Source organism: Streptomyces sp. NPDC038707 (assembly GCF_040636485.1).
Classification (GTDB): Bacteria; Actinomycetota; Actinomycetes; order Streptomycetales; family Streptomycetaceae; genus Streptomyces.
In genome coordinates this window covers 58,900-82,430 of sequence record NZ_JBEZUP010000033.1, presented here as the reverse complement: position 1 = coordinate 82,430, position 23,531 = coordinate 58,900, and the positions used below count along the sequence as shown (strand labels likewise).

Sequence of the window (23,531 nt, the reverse complement as noted above, 5' to 3'; positions counted from 1 at the left end):
GGCTATTCCAATCCCTGGGTGAAACCCGTGCGCCAGCTGGGGTACCGGAGCGTCCACCCCAGCTCGCGCTTGGCCTTCTCGCTGGTGATCCCGCGGGCCCGCGTCATCGTATCCACCGCGGCCTCGCCGGCCAGCGGGCGGACCAGCCACGCCGGGACACGGCGCGGCGGTCTCGCCCCGAGCGCGCGGGCCAGTTCCGGCAGCCACACGCGGACCGGCGCCGGCTCGTCGTCGGCGACGTGGTAGATCCCGGGCCTGCCGTGTTCGACGGCCGCGACCGTGGCCGACGCGGCGTCGGCGATGTGCACCAGCGACCACACACCGCCCCCGTCGCCGACGACCGGGAACTTCCGCGCGCGGATCTGCCGGGCCAGCACGGCGTCCGGCGCGGCGCTCATGCCGGTTCCCGGGCCGTAGAAGCCGCCGTAGCGCAGGGCGATGCCCTGGGCCCAGCCGATGCCGGTCACCGAGTCCTCCACGTGGCGCAGCGCGGCCACCGCCGCGGCCGCGTCCGCCGGCGGGTCCGGTTCGATCCGGCCGCTCTCGTCGGTGGCCGGGCCACCGGTGCGTTCCATCCACAGGGCGTTGCTCTGCGCCACGAACCGGCGGACGCCGACGGCGCGGGCGGCGGCGAGCAGGTGGTCGGTGCCTTCGGTGCGCAGCCGGTTGGTGGCGGCGGCCATCCGCTTGACGCTCCTCAGGCCGGCCGGTCCGCTCAGCGCGGTGAGCTGGTGGACGATCACCTCGGGCTCGGCCCTCGCCACGGCGTCGGCGACCGAGTCGGGGTCGAGCGCGTCGACGACGGCCGGCTCGGCTCCGAGTGCGCGCAGGGCCCCCGTCCTGGCCGCCGAGCGGGTCGTGCCGACGACCTCGTGGCCACGCGCCACGAGCCCGGTCACCAGCCGGCTGCCGATGGCGCCGGTCGCGCCCGCGATGAAGATTTTCATGGTGTCTCCGTTCCTCGTGCCGTTCGTCGTAGCGGCACACAGGAGACGGGGCGCCATGGCATCCCATGACCGGATGTGACCCGGTTCACAGGCGGCCGAGGCGGTGCGTCCCTCGGCGCGGGCGGGTGTTTCCGGCCAATCGCTCTACCCTCCATTGACTACTGATTGACCATCTCTTTACTTTCGGTTGGCAGAAACGTCGAGTTGCCTAGTCTCCGGAGGTTTCCCATGGACCAGCTCATCAAGCGCATGACCGAGGAGTCCGTGTGGCAGCGGTGGGTCGCCGTCAACTCCGCCGAGGGCGCGAAGGACGGCTGCATCAGCGCCGCGCCCAAGAGCGGCTGCATCAGCGTCACGGCGAAGAGCGGCTGCATCTCCCGCTGACCGCCGTTCCGCCGACACCCCGGGGCCGCCGGCGCGGCCGTCCCCGCGCCGGCGGCCCTCCGCCCGAGCCGCCGACACCGCCCCGGAGACCCCTGTGAACCGCATGCCGAGTGCCGACGTCCTGGACAAGGTGCGCGACATCCCGATCTACCGCGCCTCCGTCGAACGGGGCCACTTCCCGATCCTGGAGAAACCCGAGATCGCCCGGGGCTTCCCCGACAACTGGATGACCCCGCGACTGGCCCGCGCACTGGAGACGGGAGAGGCCGAATTCGTGCTCTCCACGGGCACCAACCACGCCCGGATGCGGCTCGTCCGGCCGCCGCTCTTCCTGCTCCGCTCCTACTACCGCCTGTGGCGGGAGCACCCCGAACTCGGGGCCTCCTGGCGCGCCGGCGCCCGGCGGGTCTCGCTGACCACCGTGCTGGCCACCGAGCACGTGGCCCGCGTCAACGCCCGCAGGCCCGGCGCGACCCCAGGCGAGCGCTGGCTCGACGACCGCACGCTGTACCTCAACCGCCGTCTGGACCCGGACGACTGGGACCGCGCGGACGTCGAGCGCATGCTCGGCGAGATCCGGGACGTGGCCGGCGCCCACCCCGGCGGCGCGTACCTCCTGGACTGCTCCGGCTACCACCTGGCGCACCTGATCCGCAAAGTCTCCGCCTGGGGCCTGTGGGACGGCTTCCCCCGGCCGGCCGGCATCGTCCACGCGTACGAGTACACGCCGCTGAACGTCCGTACGTACCTGCGCTCCCACTTCGAGTGTCCCGTGGTCGACCTCTTCGGCAGCACCGAACTCGGCTACCTCTTCTCCAGCGACGCCGAAGGCCGCTACCGGCCCCATCTGACGGACATGAGCGTCGAGCTGATCCCGGTGGCACCGGGCAGCGGCATCCACAGCCTCATCGTCACCAGCGTCCGCAACCCGTACATGCCGCTGGTCCGCTACCGGTCCGGCGACTGCGTCCGCACCCACGACGGCAGCACCGACCCCGAGCGGATCGTCTCCTTCTGCGGCCGGGAGAAGGAGCTCCTGCCCACCCCCGGGGGCCCCGTCGCCCAGGCCGACCTCGACCGCCGCGTCTCCGGGGTCAGCGGCCGCGTCTTCCTCCACCGACTGGGCCTGACCGGCGACGACGCCTGCCGGCTGGCGTACACCACCTTCGACGGCGTACCGCTCACCGCCGACGAGACCGCCCGGCTGGCCGCCTCCGTCACCGCCCTGACCGGACGCTCCTGCCAGGTGGAGCACCACGCCCGCATACCGGTCGGCCGCTCCGGCAAGTACGCGTGGCTGGCCGCGCCCGGCTCACCCTGACCCATCGACCCCGGCCGGCACCTTCCCGGTCCGCCCCGGCCCACGGCCTCGTCGGCCCCTTTCCCGGCTTGCCCGGGCCACGGTTCCGGCCGCTCCCGGCCCATGCCGCCGCCGACAGCTTCCCCGGCCCGCTCCCGCGCCACGGCCCCGGCGGCTTCTTCCCCGCTACGCCCCGGCCGAAGGCCTCGCAGGCCGCTTCCCCGACCCGTCCTGAGCCGCGCGCTCCGTCGGCTCCTGTCCCCGGCCCCCTCGGTGCGCCCGTGGGACCGCCCGCCCGGCCTTCCCCGGCCCGCGGGTGAACCCGCCCGGCCGCAGCCCCGCCCCACCCCGTCCACGACACCGACAGGATTCCCATGGTCACGTCCGCAGCGCCCGCCCCCTCCGGCACCGCCGCCGAACCGGCTCCCACCGCGGAGGAGCTGCTCGGCCCCGTCCTGTACGAGGAGGTGGTCCGGCACTTCCTGGCCGGACCCGGCGGCCCCGCCGAGGCCACGGTCCGGCACCAGGTCCGCGAGTGCCTGCGCTACCTGTACCTGGTCTCCCTCCACCCCGACCGGCTCGCCGGCCTCTTCCTCCCCGTCGAGCAGGACATCGACGAGATCTGGCACTACCTCATCCTGCAGACCCGCGAGTACCAGGAGCTGTGCGAACAGCGGCTGCCCGGGCGCCGCTTCATCCACCACCGGAGCATCTCCTACGGCGCCTACCAGGAGGCTCCCGGACGGGCCACGGCCGCCGAGGAGGCGCTGCGCTGGATCCCCCTGTACACGGCCGCGTTCGGCCCGTTCGACGAGGACGCGGTGCCGCACTGGACGATCGTGCGGTTCCTGCGCGACGAACTCGGCATGTCGACGGCACAGATCGCGGCCCTGGCCGACGGCGCGACGGCCCCGGAGCCGTCGGGCACCTGATCCGGACGGCCCCGAGCCCCCGCGTCAGGTGCCGTCAGGCGGTCCGGAGGTCCGGGCGTCGCTGTCGGCGGGCGGCGCCGGCTCCCCGGGGGCGTCCGGGTGCGGCGGCGGGCGCAGCAGGCTGAGGGCGACCGAGACGGCCAGCACGGCGGCGATGACGGCGAGGCTGAGCAGCGAGGGAATCTCGGGCACGGCGCGGCTGACCGTCTTGTGCGCGGCCTGGAGCACGAGCTTGACGCCGATGAACGCGAGGACGAGGGCCAGGCCCTTGCCGAGGTAGTGGAAGCGGTCGAGCAGACCCGCGAGCATGAAGTACAGCGCGCGCAGGCCGAGGATGGCGAAGGCGTTGCTCGTGTAGACGATGAACGCGTCGTTGCTGACGGCCAGCACGGCGGGCACGCTGTCGACGGCGAAGACGACATCGGCGGCCTCGATCGCCGCGACGACCGCCAGCAGCGGGGTGGCGACGAGCCGGCCGGCCTCCCGCACGAAGAAGCGCGTACCGGCGTACTCGTCCCGGACGGGGACGACCCGGCGCAGCAGGCGTACGGCGACGCTCCGGCCCGGGTCGAAACTGTCGTCCTCCTCCTTGAGGATCTTGTAGGCGCTGTAGAAGAGGACGGCGGCGAAGACGAACAGGACGGCGGTGAAGCGGCTCACCACGGCCACGCCCGCGGCGAGGAAGAGGCCGCGGAAGACCAGGGCGCCCAGGACGCCGAGGAACAGCACACGGTGCTGGCTGGACCGCGGCACCTTGAAATAGCCGAAGATCAGCGCGAAGACGAAGAGGTTGTCGACCGACAGACTCTTCTCCAGCAGCCACGCGGTCGTGTACTCCACACCGGCGGTCGTCCCGACCACCAGGAAGACGGCGACGCCGAACGCGACCGCGAGTCCCACCCAGACCGCACTCCAGGCGGCGGCCTCGCGGAACCCGATGACATGGGCGTGCCGGTGCGCGAGCAGATCCACCGCCAGTGACACCACGACGGCGGCGGCGAAGACCGTCCAGAGCCACAGCGGCACACTGTGCACGGATTCGACCCCTCCGGTAGGACAGACCGGTCGTCCCCCCTCCGAGTCTGCGGGACGCCGCGACGGCTGTCCTCCCGGCGGACCACGTGCCGCGGCGCGCGTGCTACAAGGGTGCGGCGGGGAAGCAGGGTGCCGGAGCGGAGAAGGGTGCGGGCGTGAAGCTGACGATTCTGGGCGGTGGAGGGTTCCGGGTGCCGCTGGTGTACGGCGCCCTGCTGGCCGACCACGCCGAGGGGCGGGTCACCGAGGTGGTGCTGCACGACCTGGACGAGCGCCGGCTGCGGGCCGTGTCCCGGGTGCTGGCGGAGCAGGCCGAAGGGGTCCCCGACGCCCCCGTGGTGTCCGCCACCACCGATCTCGACGAGGCCCTGCGCGGCGCCGCCTTCGTCTTCTCCGCGATCCGCGTCGGCGGCCTGGAGGGCAGGGCGGCGGACGAGCGGATCGCGCTCGCGGCGGGGGTGCTGGGCCAGGAGACCGTCGGCGCGGGCGGGATCGCCTACGGACTGCGCACGGTCCCCGTCGCCGTCGACATCGCCCGGCGCGTGGCCCGGCTCGCCCCGGACGCCTGGGTCATCAACTTCACCAACCCGGCCGGCCTGGTCACCGAGGCCATGGCCCGTCACCTCGGTGACCGAGTCATCGGCATCTGCGACTCGCCGGTGGGCCTGGGCCGCCGCATCGCCCGGGTCCTCGGCGCCGCCCCGGAGCGGGCCTTCGTCGACTACGTCGGCCTCAACCACCTCGGCTGGGTGCGCGGCCTGCGCGTGGCCGGACGCGACGAACTGCCCCGGCTGCTCGGTGATGCCGCGCTGCTCGGCTCGTTCGAGGAGGGCCGGCTGTTCGGCGCCGACTGGCTGCGGTCGCTCGGCGCGATCCCCAACGAGTACCTGCACTACTACTACTTCAACCGGGAGACCGTCCGCGCCTACCGGCAGGCCGAGCGGACCCGCGGCGCCTTCCTGCGCGACCAGCAGGCCCGCTTCTACGCCGAGGCGGCCGACCCGGGCGTCTCCGCGCTGCGTGCCTGGGACCGTACCCGCGCCGAGCGCGAGGCGACCTACATGGCGGAGAACCGGGAGAGCGCCGGCGCCGGCGAACGCGAGGAGGACGACCTCTCCGGCGGGTACGAGAAGGTCGCGCTGGCCCTGATGCGGGCCATCGCCCGGAACGAGCGGGCCACCCTGATCCTCAACGTCCGCAACCGCTCGACCCTCCACGTCCTCGACGCGGACGCCGTCGTCGAGGTCCCGTGCCTCGTGGACGCCGACGGCGCGCACCCCCTGGCCGCCGATCCGCTGCCCGGCCACGCCACCGGCCTGGTGTGCGCGGTGAAGGACGTGGAGCGGCAGGTGCTGTCCGCGGCCGAGTCGGGCTCCCGTGCCACCGCGGTGAAGGCGTTCGCCCTGCACCCGCTGGTGGACTCGGTGAACCTCGCCCGCCGGCTGGTGGACGAGTACGCCGCCGCGCATCCCGGGCTGGGGTATCTGACGTAGCGGAGCCGGCGGAATGCGTGGCGCGGGCCGGGCATTTCTGCCCCGTGAGCGAGCCGGTATTTCTACCCCTTGAAATTCCCTCCCGAGCCGGGTGACGCTGCTGTACGGCCTTTTCGCTCACGGATGGGAGTGGCTGATGAAGAAGAGGATCGCGGCGACTGCCGTGGCGGGCATGATGCTCGCCGGAGGGATTTCCATGGCCGCCTCGTCGGCCGACGCGGCTCCCGCACAGGACGAGATCACGTGCACCGCGTCGAAGTTCGCCGGCGTCAACCGGATCGCGATATCAGGAAAGGGATTCCCGGACGGCGAGACGGTCACCGCGAGAAACTCCGCGGGAGTCGAGGTGGGCACGTTCACCACGACACCCGGCGGCTTCTTCGAATTCACCGGACTCCGGAACGACACCTACACGGTGACATCCAAGTTCGCCAAGGTGACCTGCGCGAAGCTTCCCGAGCGGAACGGCCGGGACGGCAGGGGCGACCACCCGCGGGACGGCCGGGACGGCAGGGACGGCAGGGACGGGCGGCACCACCAGCACGACGGCCGGAGTGTCCAGCGGTGACAGCGGCACGGCCGACGGCCCGCCGGGCCCGGCCTCCCCGCCCGGGTGTGGGGCATGCCCAGTGCGCCGCCTGGCCCACTGGGCATGCCGCCGGCCGGGACCGCGTCCACTCTGGGACATGACGGCATGACGGCCGGCCGTTGACCCCGTCGCCCGCCGCGAGGCGGTCCGCCACGTCCTGGAGCCCGTGTGGACGCACCTGTGACCCCCATCAGCGTCATCTGCGACTGCCCGCTGATCGCCCACGGCCTGGCGCATGTGATCGACCCCGAACCGGACCTGCGGATCGTGTCCTCGGTCAGCGAGGTGGGCGACCACCGCGACCGGGGGAACCGCAAGGAGGTCGTCCTGCTGAACGTCCAGTTGCCCGCCTGGGAGACGTCCGGCGTCGTCACCCGGCTGCACCGCAGGGGACACGCGGTCGTCGTGCTGGCGTTCTCGGAAAAACAGTCGGACGCCGTGCTGTGCATCGAGGCCGGGGCCCGCGGTTATCTCGGGCACCGCATCGGTGAGGGGGAATTGCTGACGGCCGTCCGCGCCGTGGCCTCCGGGAGCAGTTATTTCACCGCCGACCTGAACGGCCGGGTCCTGCCCGCGCCGCCGCCGCGCCTCACCGACCGGGAAAAACAAATTCTCCAACTGCTCGCCGCCGGTGCCACGGACCGGGAAATCGCCGGTGCCCTGAACATCACCGAGAACACGGTGCACTCACATCTGGACCGGCTGCGCGGCAAGACCGGATTCCACCGCAGGGCGGATCTGACCCGACTGGCACTGCGCTACGGCCTGACCGGTGAGTCCGGTGCGTGAGGAGAGTGGCAGGGGAGTGCCGGCAGTGGAGTGCTGGAGCGGCGGTACCTCGCCCGCCGAAGCCGTTCGTGGAGTGCTAGAGCGGCAGCACCTCGCCCGCCGAAGCCGTTCGCGTGGGCGCCGGTACCGCCGGGAGCACCACCTCGGCCGGCTCCGCCGGGTGCCGGGACAGTCCGGCGGGCAGCAGCGGGCGCGGTCCCGCCACCACCGTGTAGTCCTGCCCGAGGAACGGCGGTTCGATCACCCCGGGGTCGTCGCCCAGTGCCAGCCGCACCGCCGCCCAGGGCGCGTTCACCCCACAGAGCGACAGCTGGTGCAGCCCTCCGGCGGGCCTGGTGTTGACGTCCAGCAGCACCGGGCGGTCGCCGAGCATCCGGAACTGGATGTTGGACAGGTGGTGCAGCCCGAAGCCCTCCGCGATCAGCCGGGCCGGCGCCAGCCACCGCTCGTCCAGGGTGAAGCCCCGGCGGCGGCCGTTCTTGGTGCGGCCGACGGCCAGCCGTACCCGGTTGTCCGTCCCGGTCAGGCAGTCGACGGACACCTCCGGCTCCGCCAGCCGGGGCATCACCAGCCAGTCCACGGGCTCCCCGGCCCGCCGCAGGGCGTCGAGGACCAGGTCCAGCCGCGCGTAGGGGCCCGGGAAGCCGCCCAGCTCGGACAGGGACACGGGGGCCCGGGTGATCACCCGGAAGCCCACCCCGCCCGCCCCGGCGGCCGGCTTGAAACACGCCTGGTGCCCGGCCTCCTCCAACTCCTCGACCGCCGCCAGGAGTTCGTCAGCCGTCCGGACCCGCCACCACGGCGGTACCGGGACGCCCACCGAGCGCACCGCCTCGTACGCGATCGCCTTGTCCTCGAACACGGCGACCGCTTCGGGCGTCGGCGCCAGCAGCGCCGTGCCGGCCGCCGCGAACTCGGCCCGGTGCGCCACGATCGCCGCCTGGTGCAGCCGGGGCACGAACACGTCGATGCCGCGCCGGGCGCACTGGTCGAGGGCGTATTCGACGTACGCGGCCGGGGACAGGCCCTCCGGCTCCAGCTCGGCGGTGTCGGCGGCGGCCAGCACGGGGGAGTCCGGGTCACCGTGCGTGGCGTGGATCTCGACCGCCCGGTCGGCGGGATTTCTCCGCAGCTGATCCATGAAGAACACGTTCTCCGCGTACGTGCGGTTGAGCCAGACGCGTACGCGAGAGAGCATGCAGGCCGCCTTTCGGGTGTGCGGGCAGGGCGGGGCGGCCCGTGCCCGGGCAGGTGCGAGGAAGGGTCACCAAGCAGCCCTGTGCGAAAGGGAGTCGGGGGCGCCGGTGTCGGGCCGATCATACGGCCAACCGGAGCCCCCTCGTGCACCCCCCGTGTCAAGGACGCGGCCCGCGTGTCAGGGCCTCGTGGACGCCGCCCGGTCGGCGTCGGCGACGTGCCCGGCAGCCGCCCCCGCGGACTCCGGCGAGCCGGTGACGGGAGCGCCGCCGCGCTGGGCCCGGGGCAGCCGGAGCGCGATCAGCAGACCAAGGACCATGCCGGCCGCCGTGAGCAGGACGACCAGGAACTCCCCGTCCGCGGTGGCGGCCCGCAACGCCTGGCCGGTCTTGCCGCCGGTGCCGGCGTCGGCGAGGGCGGTGAGCACGGCCAGGCCGATGGCGTTGCCCAGGTTGAGGGTGGTGGAGGCCATGCCGTTCGCGATGCCCTGTTCGCCGGGCGCGATCCTGGTGGCGGCCGCGATCCACATGGCCGTCCACACGATGCCCTGGCCCACCCCGGAGACGATCAGCCCGGGTACGGCGATGCCGTAGCCGGCGTCCGCGTCGAACCCGAGGGAGAGGACCGCGGTGCCGACCGCGCCCACCAGGAAGCCCGCGATCAGGGTGGTGCGGGCGCCCAGCCGGGTGGTCATGCGCTCGCCGAGCTGGGTGCCGGCGGCGATGGCCACGGACGGCACGAGGAACGCGAGCCCCGTCTCCAGGGCGCTGAAGCCGTGCACCGACTGCAGCAGCACGGTGAGGAAGTAGGGCAGGGTGCCGAACGTGGCCATGTACAGGAACGTCACCGTGATGGCCACGCTCAGGCTGCGGTTGCGGAACAGCCGGAACGGCATCAGCGGGTCGGCGCTGCGGGACTCGATCGCGGCGAACGCGGCCAGGCACACCACGGCGGTGACGGCCGCGCCGATGACCGCGGGGGAGGCCCAGCCCCACTCCGGGCCCTCCACCAGGGCGAAGACGAGCAGGGTGGCGCCGGCGGTGACGGTGAGGGCGCCGGGCAGGTCGAACTTGCGGCCCGCGGAGCCCGCCGGGTCGCGCGGGATGACGAACACGGCGGCCAGGGCGACGAGCCCGGCCAGCGGCACGTTGACGAAGAACACGGCGGGCCAGCCGAAGGCCTCGGTGAGCAGGCCGCCCAGCAGCGCCCCGACCGTCAGCCCGCTGGCCCCGGCCCCGCCCCACACGGCGAGCGCCCGGTTCCGCTTGGGGCCCTCCTCGAACAGGGTGTTGATCAGCGACAGTGTGGACGGCAGCAGCAGCGCGCCGCCGATGCCCTGCACCGCCCGCGCGGCGACGATGACCTCGGGGCTGCCCGCCAGTCCGCCGGCCAGTGAGGAGACGGCGTACACGGAGAGCGCGAGCACGAAGATCCGGCGCCGGCCGAGCAGATCGGCGGCCCGGCCGCCGAGCAGCAGGAAGCCGCCGGCGAAGACGACGTAGGCGCTGACGACCAGTTGCTGGGTCTGGCCGGGGAAGTCCAGGTCGGCGCCGATGTCGGGCAGGGCGACGAACACGATGTTCAGGTCGAGGGAGAAGATCAGCTGCGCCAGCGCCAGCAGCGCCAGGCTCCAGCCCGGCCGGGTCCGGCCGGGTCCGGCCGCCTCTGTGTGCGGCCTGGGGGAGGTGGACATGGTCGGCCCTTCGGGGTCATGGGCAGGGCGGCCCAGCTCATACGACAGTTCGCATAGTTGCGTACTGTCGAACTTTCGCCCAGCGGAACCATCGGGATCCGGCCATGGAAGTGCCGGCCGGGCGGACCGGCCCGCTCCGGCGCGGGAACTGAACGCGCGCCTGGCCGGACGGTCGCGCTACCGTGGAGCGGTGATCCCGTACGACCCGGACCCGTGCCGGAATGCGGTCCGGGAATCACCTCGACGGTGACCGGAAAACGACGATGGCCCGCCAAGTCGCCGCCGCCTGAAGGACGCTGACGCCCGGACGGAAGGCTCTTGTCCCGGGCCGGGTCGGTGTGTTGTTGTGGTGCCATCGGATGATCGGAAGGGGTGCCCGGGGTGGAGTCGACGGCCGGGACCGGACAACTGCTGGCCATCAGCGACCTGCACATCGGCTATCCGGACAATCGCGCCCTCGTCGAGGCCATGCGGCCCGAGAGCGACGAGGACTGGCTGATCGTGGCCGGTGACGTCGCGGAGACCGTGGCCGACGTCCGCTGGGCCCTCGGCACGCTCGCGCGCCGCTTCCGCAAGGTGCTGTGGGCGCCCGGCAACCACGAGCTGTGGACCCACCCCAGTGACGAGGTCACCCTGCGCGGCGTCGCCCGTTACGAACACCTGGTCGAGGTGTGCCGGGAACTGGGCGTCGTCACCCCCGAGGACCCCTATCCCGTGTGGCGCGGCGCAGGCGGCCCGGCCGTCGTCGCCCCGCTGTTCCTGCTGTACGACTACTCGTTCCTGCCGGCCGGCTGCGCCACCAAGGCGGAGGGCCTGGCCTACGCCGAGGGCACCGGCATCGTCTGCAACGACGAGTACCTGCTGCACCCCGACCCGTACCCGACCCGTGAGGCATGGTGCCGGGCCCGGGTCGCCGAGACCGAGCGCCGGCTGGCCGAGCTGCCCGAGGACCTGCCGACCGTGCTGGCCAACCACTACCCGCTGGACCGGCACCCCACCGAGATCCTCTGGCACCCCGAGTTCGCCATGTGGTGCGGCACCGGGCTGACCGCCGACTGGCACCGCCGGTTCCGGGTCGCCACCATGGTCTACGGCCATCTGCACATCCCCCGCACCACCTGGCACGACGGAGTCCGCTTCATGGAGGTCTCCGTGGGTTACCCCCGCGAATGGCGCAAGCGCCCGGACCCGCCGGGACGGCTGCGCCGCATCCTGCCGATGGAGGTCGAAGCCGGTGATCGAGGAGCTGCTCCCGGAGTCGGTCGTGGCCGTGGAGGCGCAGACTGACGATCCGCTGTGGGAGACCCCGCTCTTCCCCGCGGAGGAGGCGCTCGTCGTGCGCGCGGTGGCCAAGCGGCGCCGTGAGTTCGCCGCCGTGCGCGGCTGTGCCCGGCGCGCCATGGAGAAGCTCGGCGTGCCGCCGCAGGCCGTGCTCAGCGGTGAGCGGGGCGCGCCGCTGTGGCCCGAGGGGCTGGCCGGCAGCATGACCCACTGCGAGGGCTACTGCGCCGCCGCGCTGGTCCGCGCAGCCGACCTCGCCTCCCTCGGCATCGACGCCGAGCCGCACGGGCCGCTCCCGGAGGGCGTCGGCGAGAGCGTGTTCCTGCCCGCCGAGTCCGCGCGCCTTGATGAGCTGGCCCTGCGCCGGCCCGCCCTGCACTGGGACCGGCTCCTGTTCAGCGCCAAGGAGTCCGTCTACAAGGCGTGGTTCCCGCTCACCCGCGAGTGGCTCGACTTCTCCGAGGCCGACATCACCCTGCACCCGGGCACCGGCGGCGCGTCGCACGGCACCCTGCGCGCCGAACTCCTCGTCCCCGGACCCCTCGTCGGCGGCCGGCGCCTCCAGACCTTCGAGGGCCGATGGATCGTCAGGGACGGAGTGGCGGCGACATCCGTCGTCATACCGCACGCGTCCCCGGCCCCGCACCCCTGACGCCGGACACCCGCGCACCACACGCGCTCCGAGCCCCGGGCGGCCCAGGCGCCCTCCCCACCCGCCCCCGGGCCCCTGGCCGGCCGGGCACTCCTGCGTTCGACTGGGCGGTCCGCGCCGACGCCGAGCCCCGGGCGGCCGGGCAGCCTCGCGCCCCGGGCACAGCTGGTCCTCCGCAGGTACCCTCGGGCAGCCTCGCGCCCCGCGCGCAGCTGGTCCTCCGCGCGTACCCCCGGGCCCCTGGCCGGCCGGGTACTCCTGCGTTCGACTGGGCGGTCCGCGCCGGCGTCGAGCCCCGGGCGGCCGGGCGGCTCCCGCGCCCGGGGCACAGCTGGTCCTCCGCATGCACCCCCGAGCCCCCTGCCTCGGGCGGCCGGGCGGCCCGCGCGCCCCGAGTACAGATGGTCGTCCGCATGCGCCCCCGAGCCCCGGGCGGCTGGGCGGCCCCGTGTTCAGGCGGTCCTTCCGTACGCGTCCCCGGGCCCCTGGCCGGCCGGGTACTCCTGCGTTCGACTGGGTGGTTCGCACCGGTGTCGAGCCTCGGGCGGCTGGGCGGCCCCCGTGTTCAGGCGGTCCTTCCGTATGCGTCCCCGGGCCCCTGGCCGGCCGGGTACTCCTGCGCTCGACTGGGCGGTCCGCACCGGCGTCGAGCCCCGGGCGGCCGGGCGGCCCCCGTGTTCAGGCGGTCCTTCCGTACGCATCCCCGGACCCCTGACCGGCCGGGCCGGGCACTCCCGCGCTCAGCCGGGCGGCCCGCACCCGCGCCGCGCCCCGGGCACAGATGGTCCTCCGTAGGTACCCCCGGGCAGCCCCCGCGCCCCGCGCGCAGCTGGTCCTCCGCACGTACCCCCGGGCACCGGGCGGTCGGCGGAGCGCGCGCAGCCGGACCGTCAGGCGGGCGGGTACCAGTCGCGCAGCAGGCGGAAGAAGGCCGTCTCGTTGCCCGCCAGTCCCGCCTCCGCGAGCGCCCGTTCGGCCTCGGCGAGGACCGTGGGCGGAACCACGGCGGGCCGGCCGCCCGGCGGTCCGTCGAAGGCGGCGCGCACCGTGTGGAGCAGCCGCAGATACGCCTGGACGGCGGTGCGCTCACGATCGGTCAGTACGGCGGTGGGCATCGGTCGGCTCTCCCCGGATAGGCGTCACGGTCACGCGCCCTGCGGCGCCGCGCACCGCGTCGTACGGCGCACGCCCCCAGCTTGCCGCCCGCCACTGACAATCCCGTCCGGCTCGGCCCGCGTTCGCCCGCTCAGCGCAGGCGCGCGGAGGGAACGGCCGTACCCGGGCGCGCCGCCCGCGCCGGGGCCCGGCGTCGCCTCAGGACTCGGGCCGCTTCACGCTCTCCAGGAGCATGTCCAGCCACTCCGCGACCTTGTCCCGGTGCTGGTCGGTGGGCAACTGCGCGGCCCGCCAGGCGATTCCGCGCACCCCGTGGTCCTGGAGCAGCCGCTCCAGCGGGTCCTCCACCGCCTCGACATCGGCCCGCTCCCGGTCCGCGAGCTTCTGCAGCAGCTCCTGCTCGACCCGCTGCAACGCGCCGGCCAGCGCCTCGGGGTCCTCCGCGGTGAGGAAGCCGGCGTGCACCCGGAAGAAGCGCTGCAACGCGTCGCAGTGCTCCATGGTGGGCCGCCGGTCGCCGTTGATGAGGGCGCCGGCCTGCTGCCGGGACATGCCCGCGCCGTCGGCGATCTCCTGCTGGGTGTACCGGCGTCCGCCCGGTTTCAGCCGGGTGCGGCGCAGCAGGTCCAGGCGCTGCAGGAAACGGGCCTGGACGTCCGGCTCGCCCGCCGGCCGGCCGCTGAGCAGGGCCCTGACCACCGGCTCGGGCACTCCGCAGGCGATGGAGAGCCGCCCGACGTCGAAGACCTCGGCGTGCGGTACGCCGAGGCGGTCGGCGAGCGCGGTGACGCGGGCGACGACGGCCGGCAGCTGGGCGGTCGCCGAGGCGCCCGGATCCTCGTAGCCATCCGTCACCGACAGAACTCCTACGTCTCTAAAGAGGGCTTCAGGTGCGTCCGTGCTTCTCACGAGCGATCGCCGTGAACTTCCGGGAGAGTAGCCCGTGTCCGGAACCCACATCCAGGTGTCGCCACAACTGTGGCGAATTTCAGCCGTCAACCGGCATGAAATGCCACGATAGTTGACATCACTCTTGCCTGGGCAGCAGGATCGCATCGCCGCGTGAAAGGCCGCAGAGGCAAGAGGGGTGACCTCCCGATGGCACATCAGGCAGGAGGGCAGCGGCCGGCACCGCGGCCCGTCCCCGACACTTGCGACACCCAGGCGTACCTCCAGGACTACGGGGCGCTGCTGGAGTACATGTCATGTCCGTCCCTGGTGGTCGACCGCCAGTGGAACGTGGTCATGGCGAACCGGGCGTTCGAGGCGCTGTTCGGCGGAGTGCGCCCGCATCCGACGGCCATGCCGGGGGAGAACTTCCTGCGGTTCGTCCTGTTCCACCCGGACGCGGGCGAGATCCTCGGCGAGCACGAACCGGCCTGGTGCCTGCCGATGCTGGCCCAGCTCCGCAGCGCGCTGGAGTCCTGCGGTCACGACCACGAACTCCAGGCCGTGCGCCGGGAGATCGCCCAGGACCCGATCATGGAGGCCGCCTACCGGCACGGCCTGCCGCACTGGATCCGCGCCGTCGGCGAGGCCGCGACCCGCCTCGACGGCGCCGTGCGCCTCCTGCACCACCCGGACCCGCGGCGCGGGCGCACCGAGTGCCGGATCGTGGAGGAGGCGCCGCAGCCGCTGCGGGAGCTGGGCTACCGGCGCCTGACGATGGTGCTGCGCGAGCCCCGCCGCCCCGCCGCGCCGGTACGCCGACCCCGTCGCACCCGGGGCACCGCCTCCCACCTCACGGCGGTCCCGGGCCCCGAGAACTGACCCCCGGCCGGCCCGCACCCGGACGCCGCCCGCCGCCTGCTCCGCAGCCCCCTCCGGCCCGCCGCGACAGCGCAAGCGACTTGCATCGCTTGCGCTACTCTTGCGCGCATGACGCGACGACTTGCGGAAGTGGCGAAGAAGGTCGGGGTCAGCGAGGCCACCGTCAGCCGGGTGCTCAACGGCAAACCCGGGGTCTCCGACGCCACCCGGCAGGCGGTGCTGACGGCCCTCGACGTCCTCGGCTACGAGCGCCCCACCCAGCTGCGCGGCGAACGCGCCCGGCTCGTCGGCCTGGTCCTGCCCGAGCTGCAGAACCCCATCTTCCCGGCGTTCGCCGAGGTCATCGGCGGCGCCCTGGCGCAGCTCGGGCTGACCCCGGTGCTGTGCACCCAGACCAAGGGCGGGGTCTCGGAGGCGGACTACGTCGACCTGCTGCTCCAGCAGCAGGTCTCGGGCGTCGTGTTCGCCGGCGGCCTGTACGCCCAGGCCGACGCGCCGCACGACCACTACCGGCTGCTCGCCGAGCGCAACATCCCCGTCGTGCTGGTCAACGCGGCCATCGAGCACCTCGGCTTCCCGGGCGTGTCCTGCGACGACGCCGTGGCCGTCGAGCAGGCCTGGCGGCACCTGGCCTCCCTCGGCCACGAGCGCATCGGCCTGCTCCTCGGCCCCGGTGACCACGTGCCCTCGGCCCGCAAACTGGCCGCCGCCCGCGCGATCGCCGGCGACCTGCCGGAGGAGTTCGTCGCGCGGGCCATCTTCTCCCTGGAGGGCGGGCACGCCGCCGCCTCCCGGCTGCTCGACCGCGGCGTCACCGGCATCATCTGCGCCTCCGACCCGCTGGCCCTCGGCGCGGTGCGGGCGGCCCGCCGCAAGGGGTACGACGTCCCGGGCCGTGTCTCCGTCGTCGGCTACGACGACTCGGCGTTCATGAACTGCACCGAACCCCCGCTGACCACCGTCCGCCAGCCCATCGAGGCCATGGGACGCGCGGCCGTGGAGCTGCTGAACGCGCGGATCGGCGGCGCCGCCGTACCCGCCGAGGAGCTTCTGTTCGAGCCGGAACTGGTGGTGCGCGGCTCCACCGCGCAAGCCCCGCGCGATTGAGCCCGCGAAGATCCGACGCGTTGTTCAATAATTACAGATTCTGCGCGACATCTTGCGGACGGTTGTCGGCGGTGCTTGAGTGTGCGGCGCCCACCACTGCTGCCCTGAGTGCCATGAGGGGTCACCGATGAGACACACCGGGTTCCGCCGTACCGTCGTCGCGATCGGCGTCTGTTCCTCCCTCGCCCTCGCCGCCACCGCCTGCGGGTCCGGTGCCGACGGAGCGGCGAGCGGTAAGACCCGCATCACCGTCAACTGCGAGCCGCCCAGGAGCGCCAGGACCGACCGCGCCTTCTTCGAAGCCGACGTCGCCGCGTTCGAGCAAGCGCATCCGGACATCGACGTGGTCGCCCACGACGCCTTTCCCTGCCAGGACCCGAAGACCTTCGACGCCAAACTCGCCGGCGGCCAGATGGAGGACGTGTTCTACACGTACTTCACCGACGCCCGGCACGTCGTGGACACCGGCCAGGCCGCCGACCTCACGCCCTACCTGAAGGAACTCAAGAGCTACCGGAGCATCCAGAAGCAGCTGCGGGACATCTACACCGTCGACGGCAAGGTCTACGGCATCCCGCGCACCGGCTACTCCATGGGCCTGATCTACAACCGCGCCCTGTTCCGCGAGGCCGGACTGGACCCCGACCGGCCCCCGGCGACCTGGGACGAGGTCCGCGCCGCCGCCCGGAAGATCGCGGCCCTCGGCGACGGCACGGTCGGCTACGCCGACTACAGCGCACAGAACCAGGGCGGCTGGCACTTCACCGCCGAACTGTACGCGCAGGGCGGCGACGTCGTCGCCGCCGACGGCAAGAAGGCCACCATCGACACCCCCGAGGGCCACGCCGTGCTGCAGAACCTGCACGACATGCGGTGGACCGACGGCTCGATGGGCAGCAGACAGCTCCTCGTCATCAACGACGTGCAGCAGATGATGGGTTCGGGCCGGCTCGGCATGTACCTCGCCGCCCCCGACAACATCCCGATCCTGGTCAAGGAGAAGGGCGGCGACTACAAGGACCTCGCCCTGGCCCCCATGCCGGGCGGCCACGCCACCCTCATCGGCGGCGACGGCTACATGTTCGGCAAGAAGGCCACGCCCGCCCAGATCCGCGCCGGCCTCAAGTGGCTCGACCACATGTTCCTCACCCCCGGCAAGGGCTTCCTCGGCGACTACGCCCGCGCCAAGAAGCACGACGCCCCGGTCGGCCTGCCCGAGCCACGCCTGTTCACCGGCGCCGCCGACGCCACCGACCAGCGGCTGAAACAGGCCAACGCCAACGTCCCGGTGGAGAACTACCGGGCGTTCCTCGACGGCAACGGCAAGCTGCGCTTCAAGACGGAGCCGCCGCACGCCCAGCAGATCTACTCCGTCCTCGACGGCACCGTCTCCGCCGTCCTCACCCAGAAGGACGCCGACATCGACCAGCTCCTCGAGAAGGCGTCCGGCAAGATCGACAGCATTCTGGCCCGGGGCTGACCGCCATGCCGAAGACGGCCGAGCGACGGCCCGTCGCACCGCCCCCCGCTCCCGCGCTCCCGGCACCCGCTTCGGCCGGGCGTCGCCGGCGCCGCCTGGCCGACCAGGCCCGCGCCCACGGCTTCCTCCTCGGCGGCCTGCTCTGCTTCGCCCTGTTCTCCTGGTACCCGGCGATCCGCGCGGTCGTCATCTCCTTCCAGACCTACACCCCGGGCGCACCGCCCCAATGGGCCGGCACCGCCAACTTCACGCGCGTCCTGCACGACCCCGAGTTCGCCGACGCCTGGCGCAACACCCTCACCTTCACCCTGCTGGCCCTGCTCATCGGCTTCGCGGTTCCCTTCGTCCTCGCCCTCGTCCTGAACGAACTGCGGCACGCCAAAGCCTTCTTCCGGATCGTCGTCTACCTGCCGGTGATGATCCCGCCGGTGGTCAGCGCCCTGCTGTGGAAGTGGTTCTACGACCCGGGAGCCGGCCTCGCCAACGAGGTACTGCGCCTGCTGCACCTGCCCACCTCGAACTGGACCAACGGCACCGGCACCGCGCTCGTCTCCCTGGTGCTCGTCGCCACCTGGGCCAACATGGGCGGCACCGTCCTCATCTACCTCGCCGCGCTCCAGTCCATCCCCGGTGAGCTGTACGAGGCGGCCGAACTGGACGGCGCGAGTCTCCTCCAGCGCGTCCGGCACGTCACGATCCCGCAGACCCGGTTCGTGATCCTGATGCTGATGCTGCTTCAGATCATCGCCACCATGCAGGTGTTCACCGAACCGTTCGTCATCACCGGCGGCGGCCCCGAGAACGCCACCGTCACCGTGCTGTACCTCATCTACAAATACGCCTTCCTCTACAACGACTTCGGCGGCGCCTGCGCCCTCAGCGTCATGCTGCTGGTCCTGCTCGGCGCCTTCTCCGCCCTGTACCTGCGGCTCACCCGCACCGAGGGGGACACATGACCCCGGGCACCCGCACCCTGATCTCCCCGGCCGTCCTCGCCCGCCCGCGCGGAAAGGCCCTCTACTGGACGGTGTTCACCGCGGTCGTCGTCCTCTTCGCGCTCGCCTTCCTCTTCCCCGTGTACTGGATGGTGACCGGTGCGCTGAAGTCACCCGACGAGGTGGCCCGCACCCCGCCCGCCTGGCTGCCCGAGCACTGGCACCCCGGCGGCTACGCCGACGCCTGGGAACTGATGGAGCTGCCCCGGCACCTGGGGAACACCCTGGTCCAGGCGGCCGGCGCCTGGGCCTTCCAGCTGGTGTTCTGCACCGCCGCCGCCTATTCCCTGTCCAAGCTGAGACCCGCGTTCGGCAAGGTGGTCCTCGGCGGCATCCTCGCCACCCTCATGGTCCCGGCACAGGCGCTGGTCGTCCCCAAGTACCTGACCGTCGCCGACCTGCCGCTGATCCACACCAGCCTGCTCAACGACCCCCTCGCCGTCTGGCTGCCCGCGGTCGCCAACGCCTTCAATCTCTACCTGCTCAAACGCTTCTTCGACCAGCTGCCGCGCGAGGTGCTGGAGGCCGCCGAGATCGACGGCGCCGGAAAGCTCCGCGTCCTGTGGTCCGTCGTGCTGCCCATGTCCCGGCCGGTGCTCGGCGTGGTGTCGATCTTCGCGCTGGTCGCCGTGTGGCAGGACTTCCTGTGGCCGCTGATGGTCTTCTCCGACACCGGCAAGCAGCCGATCAGTGTGGCCCTCGTGCAGCTGTCGCAGAACATCCAGCTCACCGTGCTCATCGCCGCGATGGTGATCGCCAGCCTCCCGATGGTGGCGCTCTTCCTCGTCTTCCAGCGGCACATCATCGCCGGGATCGGCGCGGGCAGCACCAAGGGCTGACGCCGCCGCCCCGTCCACAGAAAGGCCGACCTCCGTGGGACAGCCCACCCCTGCCCGGAAAGACCCCGACTGGTGGCGTGACGCCGTCATCTACCAGGTGTACGTCCGCAGCTTCGCGGACGGCGACGGCGACGGCACCGGCGACCTCGCGGGCGTCCGCGCCCGGCTGCCGTACCTGGCCGAACTCGGCGTGGACGCCCTGTGGTTCACCCCCTGGTACCTGTCGCCCCTCAAGGACGGCGGTTACGACGTCGCCGACTACCGGACCATCGACCCGGCCTTCGGCACCCTCGCCGAGGCGGAGAAGCTCATCGCCGAGGCCGCCGAGTGGGGCATCCGCACCCTCGTCGACATCGTGCCCAACCACGTCTCCGACCGGCACCCCTGGTTCCGGGCCGCGCTCGCCGCCGCACCCGGCAGCCCCGAACGCGAACTGTTCCACTTCCGGCCCGGACGCGGCCCGCACGGTGAACTCCCGCCCAACGACTGGCCTTCGCAGTTCGCCGGCTCCACCGAACCGGTGTGGACCCGGCTGCCCGACGGCGACTGGTACCTGCACCTGTTCACCCCCGAGCAGCCCGACCTCAACTGGGCCCACCCGGTCGTCCGCCGGGAACACGAGGACATCCTGCGCTTCTGGTTCGAGCGGGGCGTCGCCGGCGTCCGCATCGACTCGGCGGCCCTGCTCGCCAAGGACCCGGACCTCCCCGACCTCGCCGGCCGCCCCGAACCCCACCCGTTCCTCGACCGCGACGAACTCCACGACATCTACCGCTCCTGGCGGCGCGTGGCCGACGCGTACGACGGCGTCTTCGTCGGCGAGGTCTGGCTCCCCGACCCCGAGCGCTTCGCCCGCTACCTGCGTCCCGACGAACTCCACACCGCCTTCAACTTCTCCTTCCTCACGTGTCCTTGGGACGCGGCCCGGCTGCGCTCCGCGATCGACACCACCCTCGCCGAGCACGCCCCCGTCGGCGCCCCGGCCACCTGGGTGCTGTGCAACCACGACGTCACCCGCACCGTCACCCGCTACGGCCGCGCGGATACCGCCTTCGACTTCGCCACCAAGGCCTTCGGCACCCCGACGGACCTCGCGCTCGGCACCCGGCGGGCCCGGGCCGCCGCCCTGCTGTCGCTGGCGCTGCCCGGCGCGGTCTACGTCTACCAGGGCGAGGAACTCGGCCTGCCGGAGGCCGACATCCCGCTCGACAGCATCCAGGACCCGATGCACTTCCGCTCCGGCGGCACCGACCCCGGCCGCGACGGCTGCCGGGTACCGCTGCCCTGGGCCGCCGAGCTGCCGTACGCCGGATTCGGCTCCCGCGAGGAGCCCTGGCTGCCGCAGCCGGCCGGCTGGGCGTCGTACGCGGCCGACCGCCAGCGCCGGGACCCGCACTCCATGCTCTCCCTCTACCGCACGGCCATCGCCCTGCGCCGCGTGTTCGGCGACGGCCCCCTGACCTGGCTGCCCGCCCCCGACGGCGTGCTCGCCTTCAGCCGCGCGGACGCGGTGTGCGTGGTCAACCTCTCGGCCACGCCCGTCCCGCTCCCCGCGCACTCCCGGCTCCTGCTCGGCAGCGGCCCGCTGGACGACGCGGGCCGGCTGCCCCAGGACACGGCGGCCTGGCTGCGCCGCTGAGCCACGCCCCGGCGCACCACCGCGCCGTCGGCGCGGCCGAGCCCCCCCACGCACCACAGCGCTGTCCCACGCACCCCACCACGAAGGGATCGGCACATGCACAGCAGCACCGCCGGACACCTCCGGCGCATGCCGGCCATCGGGGCGGTCGTCGCCCTGGCCGCCGGCATGCTCGTCACCCTCGCCCCGGCCGCCCACGCGGCGCCGGGCGCCACGCTCCCGTTCACCTCCGTGGAGGCCGAGTCGGCGAACGGCACCGGCACCCGGATCGGCCCCGACTACACACAGGGCACCCTCGCCTCGGAGGCGTCCGGCCGGCAGGCCGTGCGGCTGGCGTCCGGGCAGCGGGTGGAGTTCACCGTGCCGAGCACGGCCAACGCGCTGAACCTCGCCTACAGCGTCCCCGACGGCCAGTCCGGCGCGCTGAACGTGTACGTCAACGGCACCCGGCTCGCCAGGACGCTGCCGGTGACCGCCAAGTACTCCTACGTCGACACCGGCTGGATCACCGGCTCCAGGACCCACCACTTCTTCGACAACACCCGCATGCTGCTGGGCCGCACCGTCCAGGCCGGCGACAAGGTCGCCGTCGAGGCGTCCGGCGTCCAGGTCACCGTCGACGTCGCCGACTTCGAGCAGGCCGCCCCGGCCGCCGCCCAGCCCGCCGGCTCGGTGTCCGTCGTCACCAAGGGCGCCGACCCCACCGGCAGCGGCGACTCCACCCAGGCGTTCCGGGACGCCATCGCCGCCGCCCAGGGCGGCACGGTGTGGATCCCCCCGGGCGACTACCGGATCACCTCCTCCCTCGGCGGCGTACAGAACGTCACCCTCCAGGGCGCCGGCCACTGGTACTCCGTCGTGCACGCCTCCCGCTTCATCGACCAGCCGAACTCCGCGGGCAACGTCCGCCTCAAGGACTTCGCGGTCATCGGAGAGGTCACCGAACGGGTCGACTCCAGCCCGGACAACTTCGTCAACGGCTCGCTCGGCCCCGGCAGTTCTGTGTCCGGCATGTGGCTCCAGCACCTGAAGGTGGGCCTGTGGCTCACCGGCAACAACGACAACCTGGTGGTGGAGAACAACCGCATCCTCGACACCACCGCCGACGGCCTCAACCTCAACGGCAACGCCAAGGGCGTGCGGGTGCGGAACAACTTCCTGCGCAACCAGGGCGACGACGCCCTCGCCATGTGGTCCCTGTACGCCCCGGACACCGACTCCAGCTTCGAGCACAACACCGTTTCCCAGCCCAACCTCGCCAACGGCATCGCGATCTACGGCGGCACCGACATCGCCGTACGCGACAACGTGGTCTCCGACACCAACGCCCTCGGCAGCGGCATCGCGATCTCGAACCAGAAGTTCCTCGACCCCTTCCACCCCCTGGCCGGCACCATCACCGTCGCCGGCAACACCCTCGTGCGCACCGGCGCCATGAACCCCAACTGGAACCACCCGATGGGCGCCCTGCGCGTCGACTCCTACGACAGCGCCGTGGGCGCCACCGTGAACATCACCGACACCTCGATCACCGACAGCCCGTACAGCGCCTTCGAGTTCGTCTCCGGAGGCGGGCAGGGCTACCCGGTACGGAACGTCAACGTCACCGGTGCGACCGTGCGCAACACCGGGACGGTCGTCGTCCAGGCCGAGGCCCAGGGCGCGGCCGTCCTCAAGAACGTCACCGCCACCCAGGTCGGCGCGGCCGGCGTGTACAACTGCCCCTTCCCGGCGAACTCCGGGTCCTTCACGCTCACCGACGGCGGCGGCAACTCCGGCTGGTCGAGCACCTGGCCGGACTGCTCCACCTGGCCCCGGCCCGGACAGGGCAACCCCGAACCGGACCCGAACCGCAACCTCGCCAAGGGCCGCCCGGCCACCGCGACCGGCTCCCAGGACGTCTACACGCCCGGCAAGGCGGTCGACGGTGACCCGAACTCCTACTGGGAGTCGGCCAACAACGCCTTCCCGCAGTCCTGGACGGTCGACCTCGGCGCGTCCTACGGCGTGCGCCGCCTGGTGCTGAAGCTGCCGCCCTCCGCCGCCTGGGGAGCGCGCACCCAGACCGTCGCGGTGCTCGGCAGCGCCGACGGCACGACCTACACGACCGTGGCCGGCGCCCAGGGCTACCGCTTCGACCCCGCCACCGGCAACACCGCGACCGTGTCCCTGCCCAGCGGCACGAACCTGCGCCACCTGCGCCTGACCGTCACCGCCAACACCGGCTGGCCGGCCGGACAGTTCAGCGAGGTGGAGGTCTATTCATCCTGACCGTGAGCCGGGGGGAGCCGGG

The 23,531-nt window shown here is 72.9% G+C and carries 21 protein-coding genes; 15 read left to right on the top strand and 6 right to left on the bottom strand.

Going from position 1 to position 23,531, the window contains the following annotated elements:
• Nucleotides 1-2 precede the first annotated feature (2 nt).
• Nucleotides 3-947 carry an NAD(P)-dependent oxidoreductase gene (locus AB0E62_RS32205; RefSeq protein WP_362201812.1) on the bottom strand — a complete coding sequence of 315 codons (945 nt, stop codon included), beginning with the start codon at nt 945-947 and terminating at the stop codon, nt 3-5.
• Nucleotides 948-1,175: 228 nt separating this feature from the next.
• On the opposite strand from AB0E62_RS32205, the gene AB0E62_RS32200 reads away from it, so the two are divergent.
• The 3 genes from AB0E62_RS32200 to AB0E62_RS32190 all read left to right on the top strand — a co-directional run bounded on the left by AB0E62_RS32200 (nt 1,176) and on the right by AB0E62_RS32190 (nt 3,563).
• Entirely contained in the window at nt 1,176-1,331 is a 156-nt protein-coding gene (locus AB0E62_RS32200) for a hypothetical protein (RefSeq protein WP_167346058.1), read from the top strand.
• Nucleotides 1,332-1,425: 94 nt separating this feature from the next.
• Complete coding sequence (locus AB0E62_RS32195; protein WP_362201809.1) at nt 1,426-2,652, top strand: hypothetical protein; 1,227 nt, start codon at nt 1,426-1,428, stop codon at nt 2,650-2,652.
• A gap of 353 nt (nt 2,653-3,005) precedes the next feature.
• Nucleotides 3,006-3,563: a hypothetical protein gene (locus tag AB0E62_RS32190; RefSeq protein ID WP_362201806.1), complete on the top strand. Its 558-nt coding sequence runs from the start codon at nt 3,006-3,008 to the stop codon at nt 3,561-3,563.
• Nucleotides 3,564-3,587: 24 nt separating this feature from the next.
• Here AB0E62_RS32190 and AB0E62_RS32185 read toward each other — a convergent pair whose 3' ends face one another.
• Nucleotides 3,588-4,598 (bottom strand): TerC family protein, encoded by a 1,011-nt coding sequence (locus AB0E62_RS32185; RefSeq protein WP_362201803.1) that lies wholly within the window; start codon nt 4,596-4,598, stop codon nt 3,588-3,590.
• Nucleotides 4,599-4,753: 155 nt separating this feature from the next.
• Here AB0E62_RS32185 and AB0E62_RS32180 point away from each other — a divergent pair, with 155 nt between their 5' ends.
• From AB0E62_RS32180 to AB0E62_RS32170, 3 genes are all read left to right on the top strand, one after another.
• Nucleotides 4,754-6,091, top strand: coding sequence for a 6-phospho-beta-glucosidase (locus tag AB0E62_RS32180; RefSeq protein WP_362201800.1), 1,338 nt, complete (start codon nt 4,754-4,756; stop codon nt 6,089-6,091).
• Nucleotides 6,092-6,227: 136 nt separating this feature from the next.
• Nucleotides 6,228-6,659: a hypothetical protein gene (locus tag AB0E62_RS32175; protein ID WP_362201797.1), complete on the top strand. Its 432-nt coding sequence runs from the start codon at nt 6,228-6,230 to the stop codon at nt 6,657-6,659.
• Between the two features lie 189 nt (nt 6,660-6,848).
• Nucleotides 6,849-7,469: a response regulator transcription factor gene (locus AB0E62_RS32170; protein WP_362201794.1), complete on the top strand. Its 621-nt coding sequence runs from the start codon at nt 6,849-6,851 to the stop codon at nt 7,467-7,469.
• A gap of 76 nt (nt 7,470-7,545) precedes the next feature.
• Here AB0E62_RS32170 and AB0E62_RS32165 read toward each other — a convergent pair whose 3' ends face one another.
• Nucleotides 7,546-8,667, bottom strand: coding sequence for an ATP-grasp domain-containing protein (locus tag AB0E62_RS32165; RefSeq protein ID WP_362201791.1), 1,122 nt, complete (start codon nt 8,665-8,667; stop codon nt 7,546-7,548).
• Between the two features lie 177 nt (nt 8,668-8,844).
• Nucleotides 8,845-10,359, bottom strand: coding sequence for an MFS transporter (locus AB0E62_RS32160; RefSeq protein ID WP_362201788.1), 1,515 nt, complete (start codon nt 10,357-10,359; stop codon nt 8,845-8,847).
• A gap of 381 nt (nt 10,360-10,740) precedes the next feature.
• On the opposite strand from AB0E62_RS32160, the gene AB0E62_RS32155 reads away from it, so the two are divergent.
• Both AB0E62_RS32155 and AB0E62_RS32150 read left to right on the top strand, forming a co-directional pair.
• Nucleotides 10,741-11,646: a metallophosphoesterase gene (locus AB0E62_RS32155; RefSeq protein ID WP_362201785.1), complete on the top strand. Its 906-nt coding sequence runs from the start codon at nt 10,741-10,743 to the stop codon at nt 11,644-11,646.
• A complete protein-coding gene (locus AB0E62_RS32150) occupies nt 11,594-12,292 on the top strand; it encodes a 4'-phosphopantetheinyl transferase superfamily protein (protein WP_362201782.1) in 699 nt (232 codons plus the stop codon). Before AB0E62_RS32155 ends, AB0E62_RS32150 begins: the two co-directional genes overlap by 53 nt.
• 890 nt (nt 12,293-13,182) lie before the next feature.
• On the opposite strand, the gene AB0E62_RS32145 is transcribed toward AB0E62_RS32150, so the two are convergent.
• Nucleotides 13,183-13,407, bottom strand: a complete 225-nt coding sequence (locus tag AB0E62_RS32145) for a hypothetical protein (protein ID WP_362201779.1) — start codon at nt 13,405-13,407, stop codon at nt 13,183-13,185.
• Between the two features lie 199 nt (nt 13,408-13,606).
• Entirely contained in the window at nt 13,607-14,263 is a 657-nt protein-coding gene (locus AB0E62_RS32140; protein WP_362201776.1) for a helix-turn-helix transcriptional regulator, read from the bottom strand.
• Between the two features lie 243 nt (nt 14,264-14,506).
• Here AB0E62_RS32140 and AB0E62_RS32135 point away from each other — a divergent pair, with 243 nt between their 5' ends.
• From AB0E62_RS32135 to AB0E62_RS32105, 7 genes are all read left to right on the top strand, one after another.
• Entirely contained in the window at nt 14,507-15,178 is a 672-nt protein-coding gene (locus AB0E62_RS32135) for a hypothetical protein (protein WP_362201773.1), read from the top strand.
• 108 nt (nt 15,179-15,286) lie between these two features.
• A complete protein-coding gene (locus tag AB0E62_RS32130) occupies nt 15,287-16,285 on the top strand; it encodes a LacI family DNA-binding transcriptional regulator (protein ID WP_362201771.1) in 999 nt (332 codons plus the stop codon).
• A gap of 127 nt (nt 16,286-16,412) precedes the next feature.
• The gene (locus AB0E62_RS32125) at nt 16,413-17,765 is read left to right on the top strand and encodes an extracellular solute-binding protein (protein ID WP_362201768.1); all 1,353 of its coding nucleotides are present in this window, start codon (nt 16,413-16,415) and stop codon (nt 17,763-17,765) included.
• A gap of 5 nt (nt 17,766-17,770) precedes the next feature.
• Nucleotides 17,771-18,721, top strand: a complete 951-nt coding sequence (locus AB0E62_RS32120; protein ID WP_362201765.1) for a sugar ABC transporter permease — start codon at nt 17,771-17,773, stop codon at nt 18,719-18,721.
• Nucleotides 18,718-19,599 (top strand): carbohydrate ABC transporter permease, encoded by an 882-nt coding sequence (locus AB0E62_RS32115; protein WP_362201762.1) that lies wholly within the window; start codon nt 18,718-18,720, stop codon nt 19,597-19,599. The genes AB0E62_RS32120 and AB0E62_RS32115 overlap by 4 nt, the downstream gene beginning before the upstream one ends.
• 34 nt (nt 19,600-19,633) lie before the next feature.
• Nucleotides 19,634-21,238, top strand: a complete 1,605-nt coding sequence (locus AB0E62_RS32110) for a glycoside hydrolase family 13 protein (protein WP_362201759.1) — start codon at nt 19,634-19,636, stop codon at nt 21,236-21,238.
• Nucleotides 21,239-21,334: 96 nt separating this feature from the next.
• Nucleotides 21,335-23,509: a discoidin domain-containing protein gene (locus AB0E62_RS32105; protein ID WP_362201757.1), complete on the top strand. Its 2,175-nt coding sequence runs from the start codon at nt 21,335-21,337 to the stop codon at nt 23,507-23,509.
• The last annotated feature ends 22 nt before the right edge of the window (nt 23,510-23,531 follow it).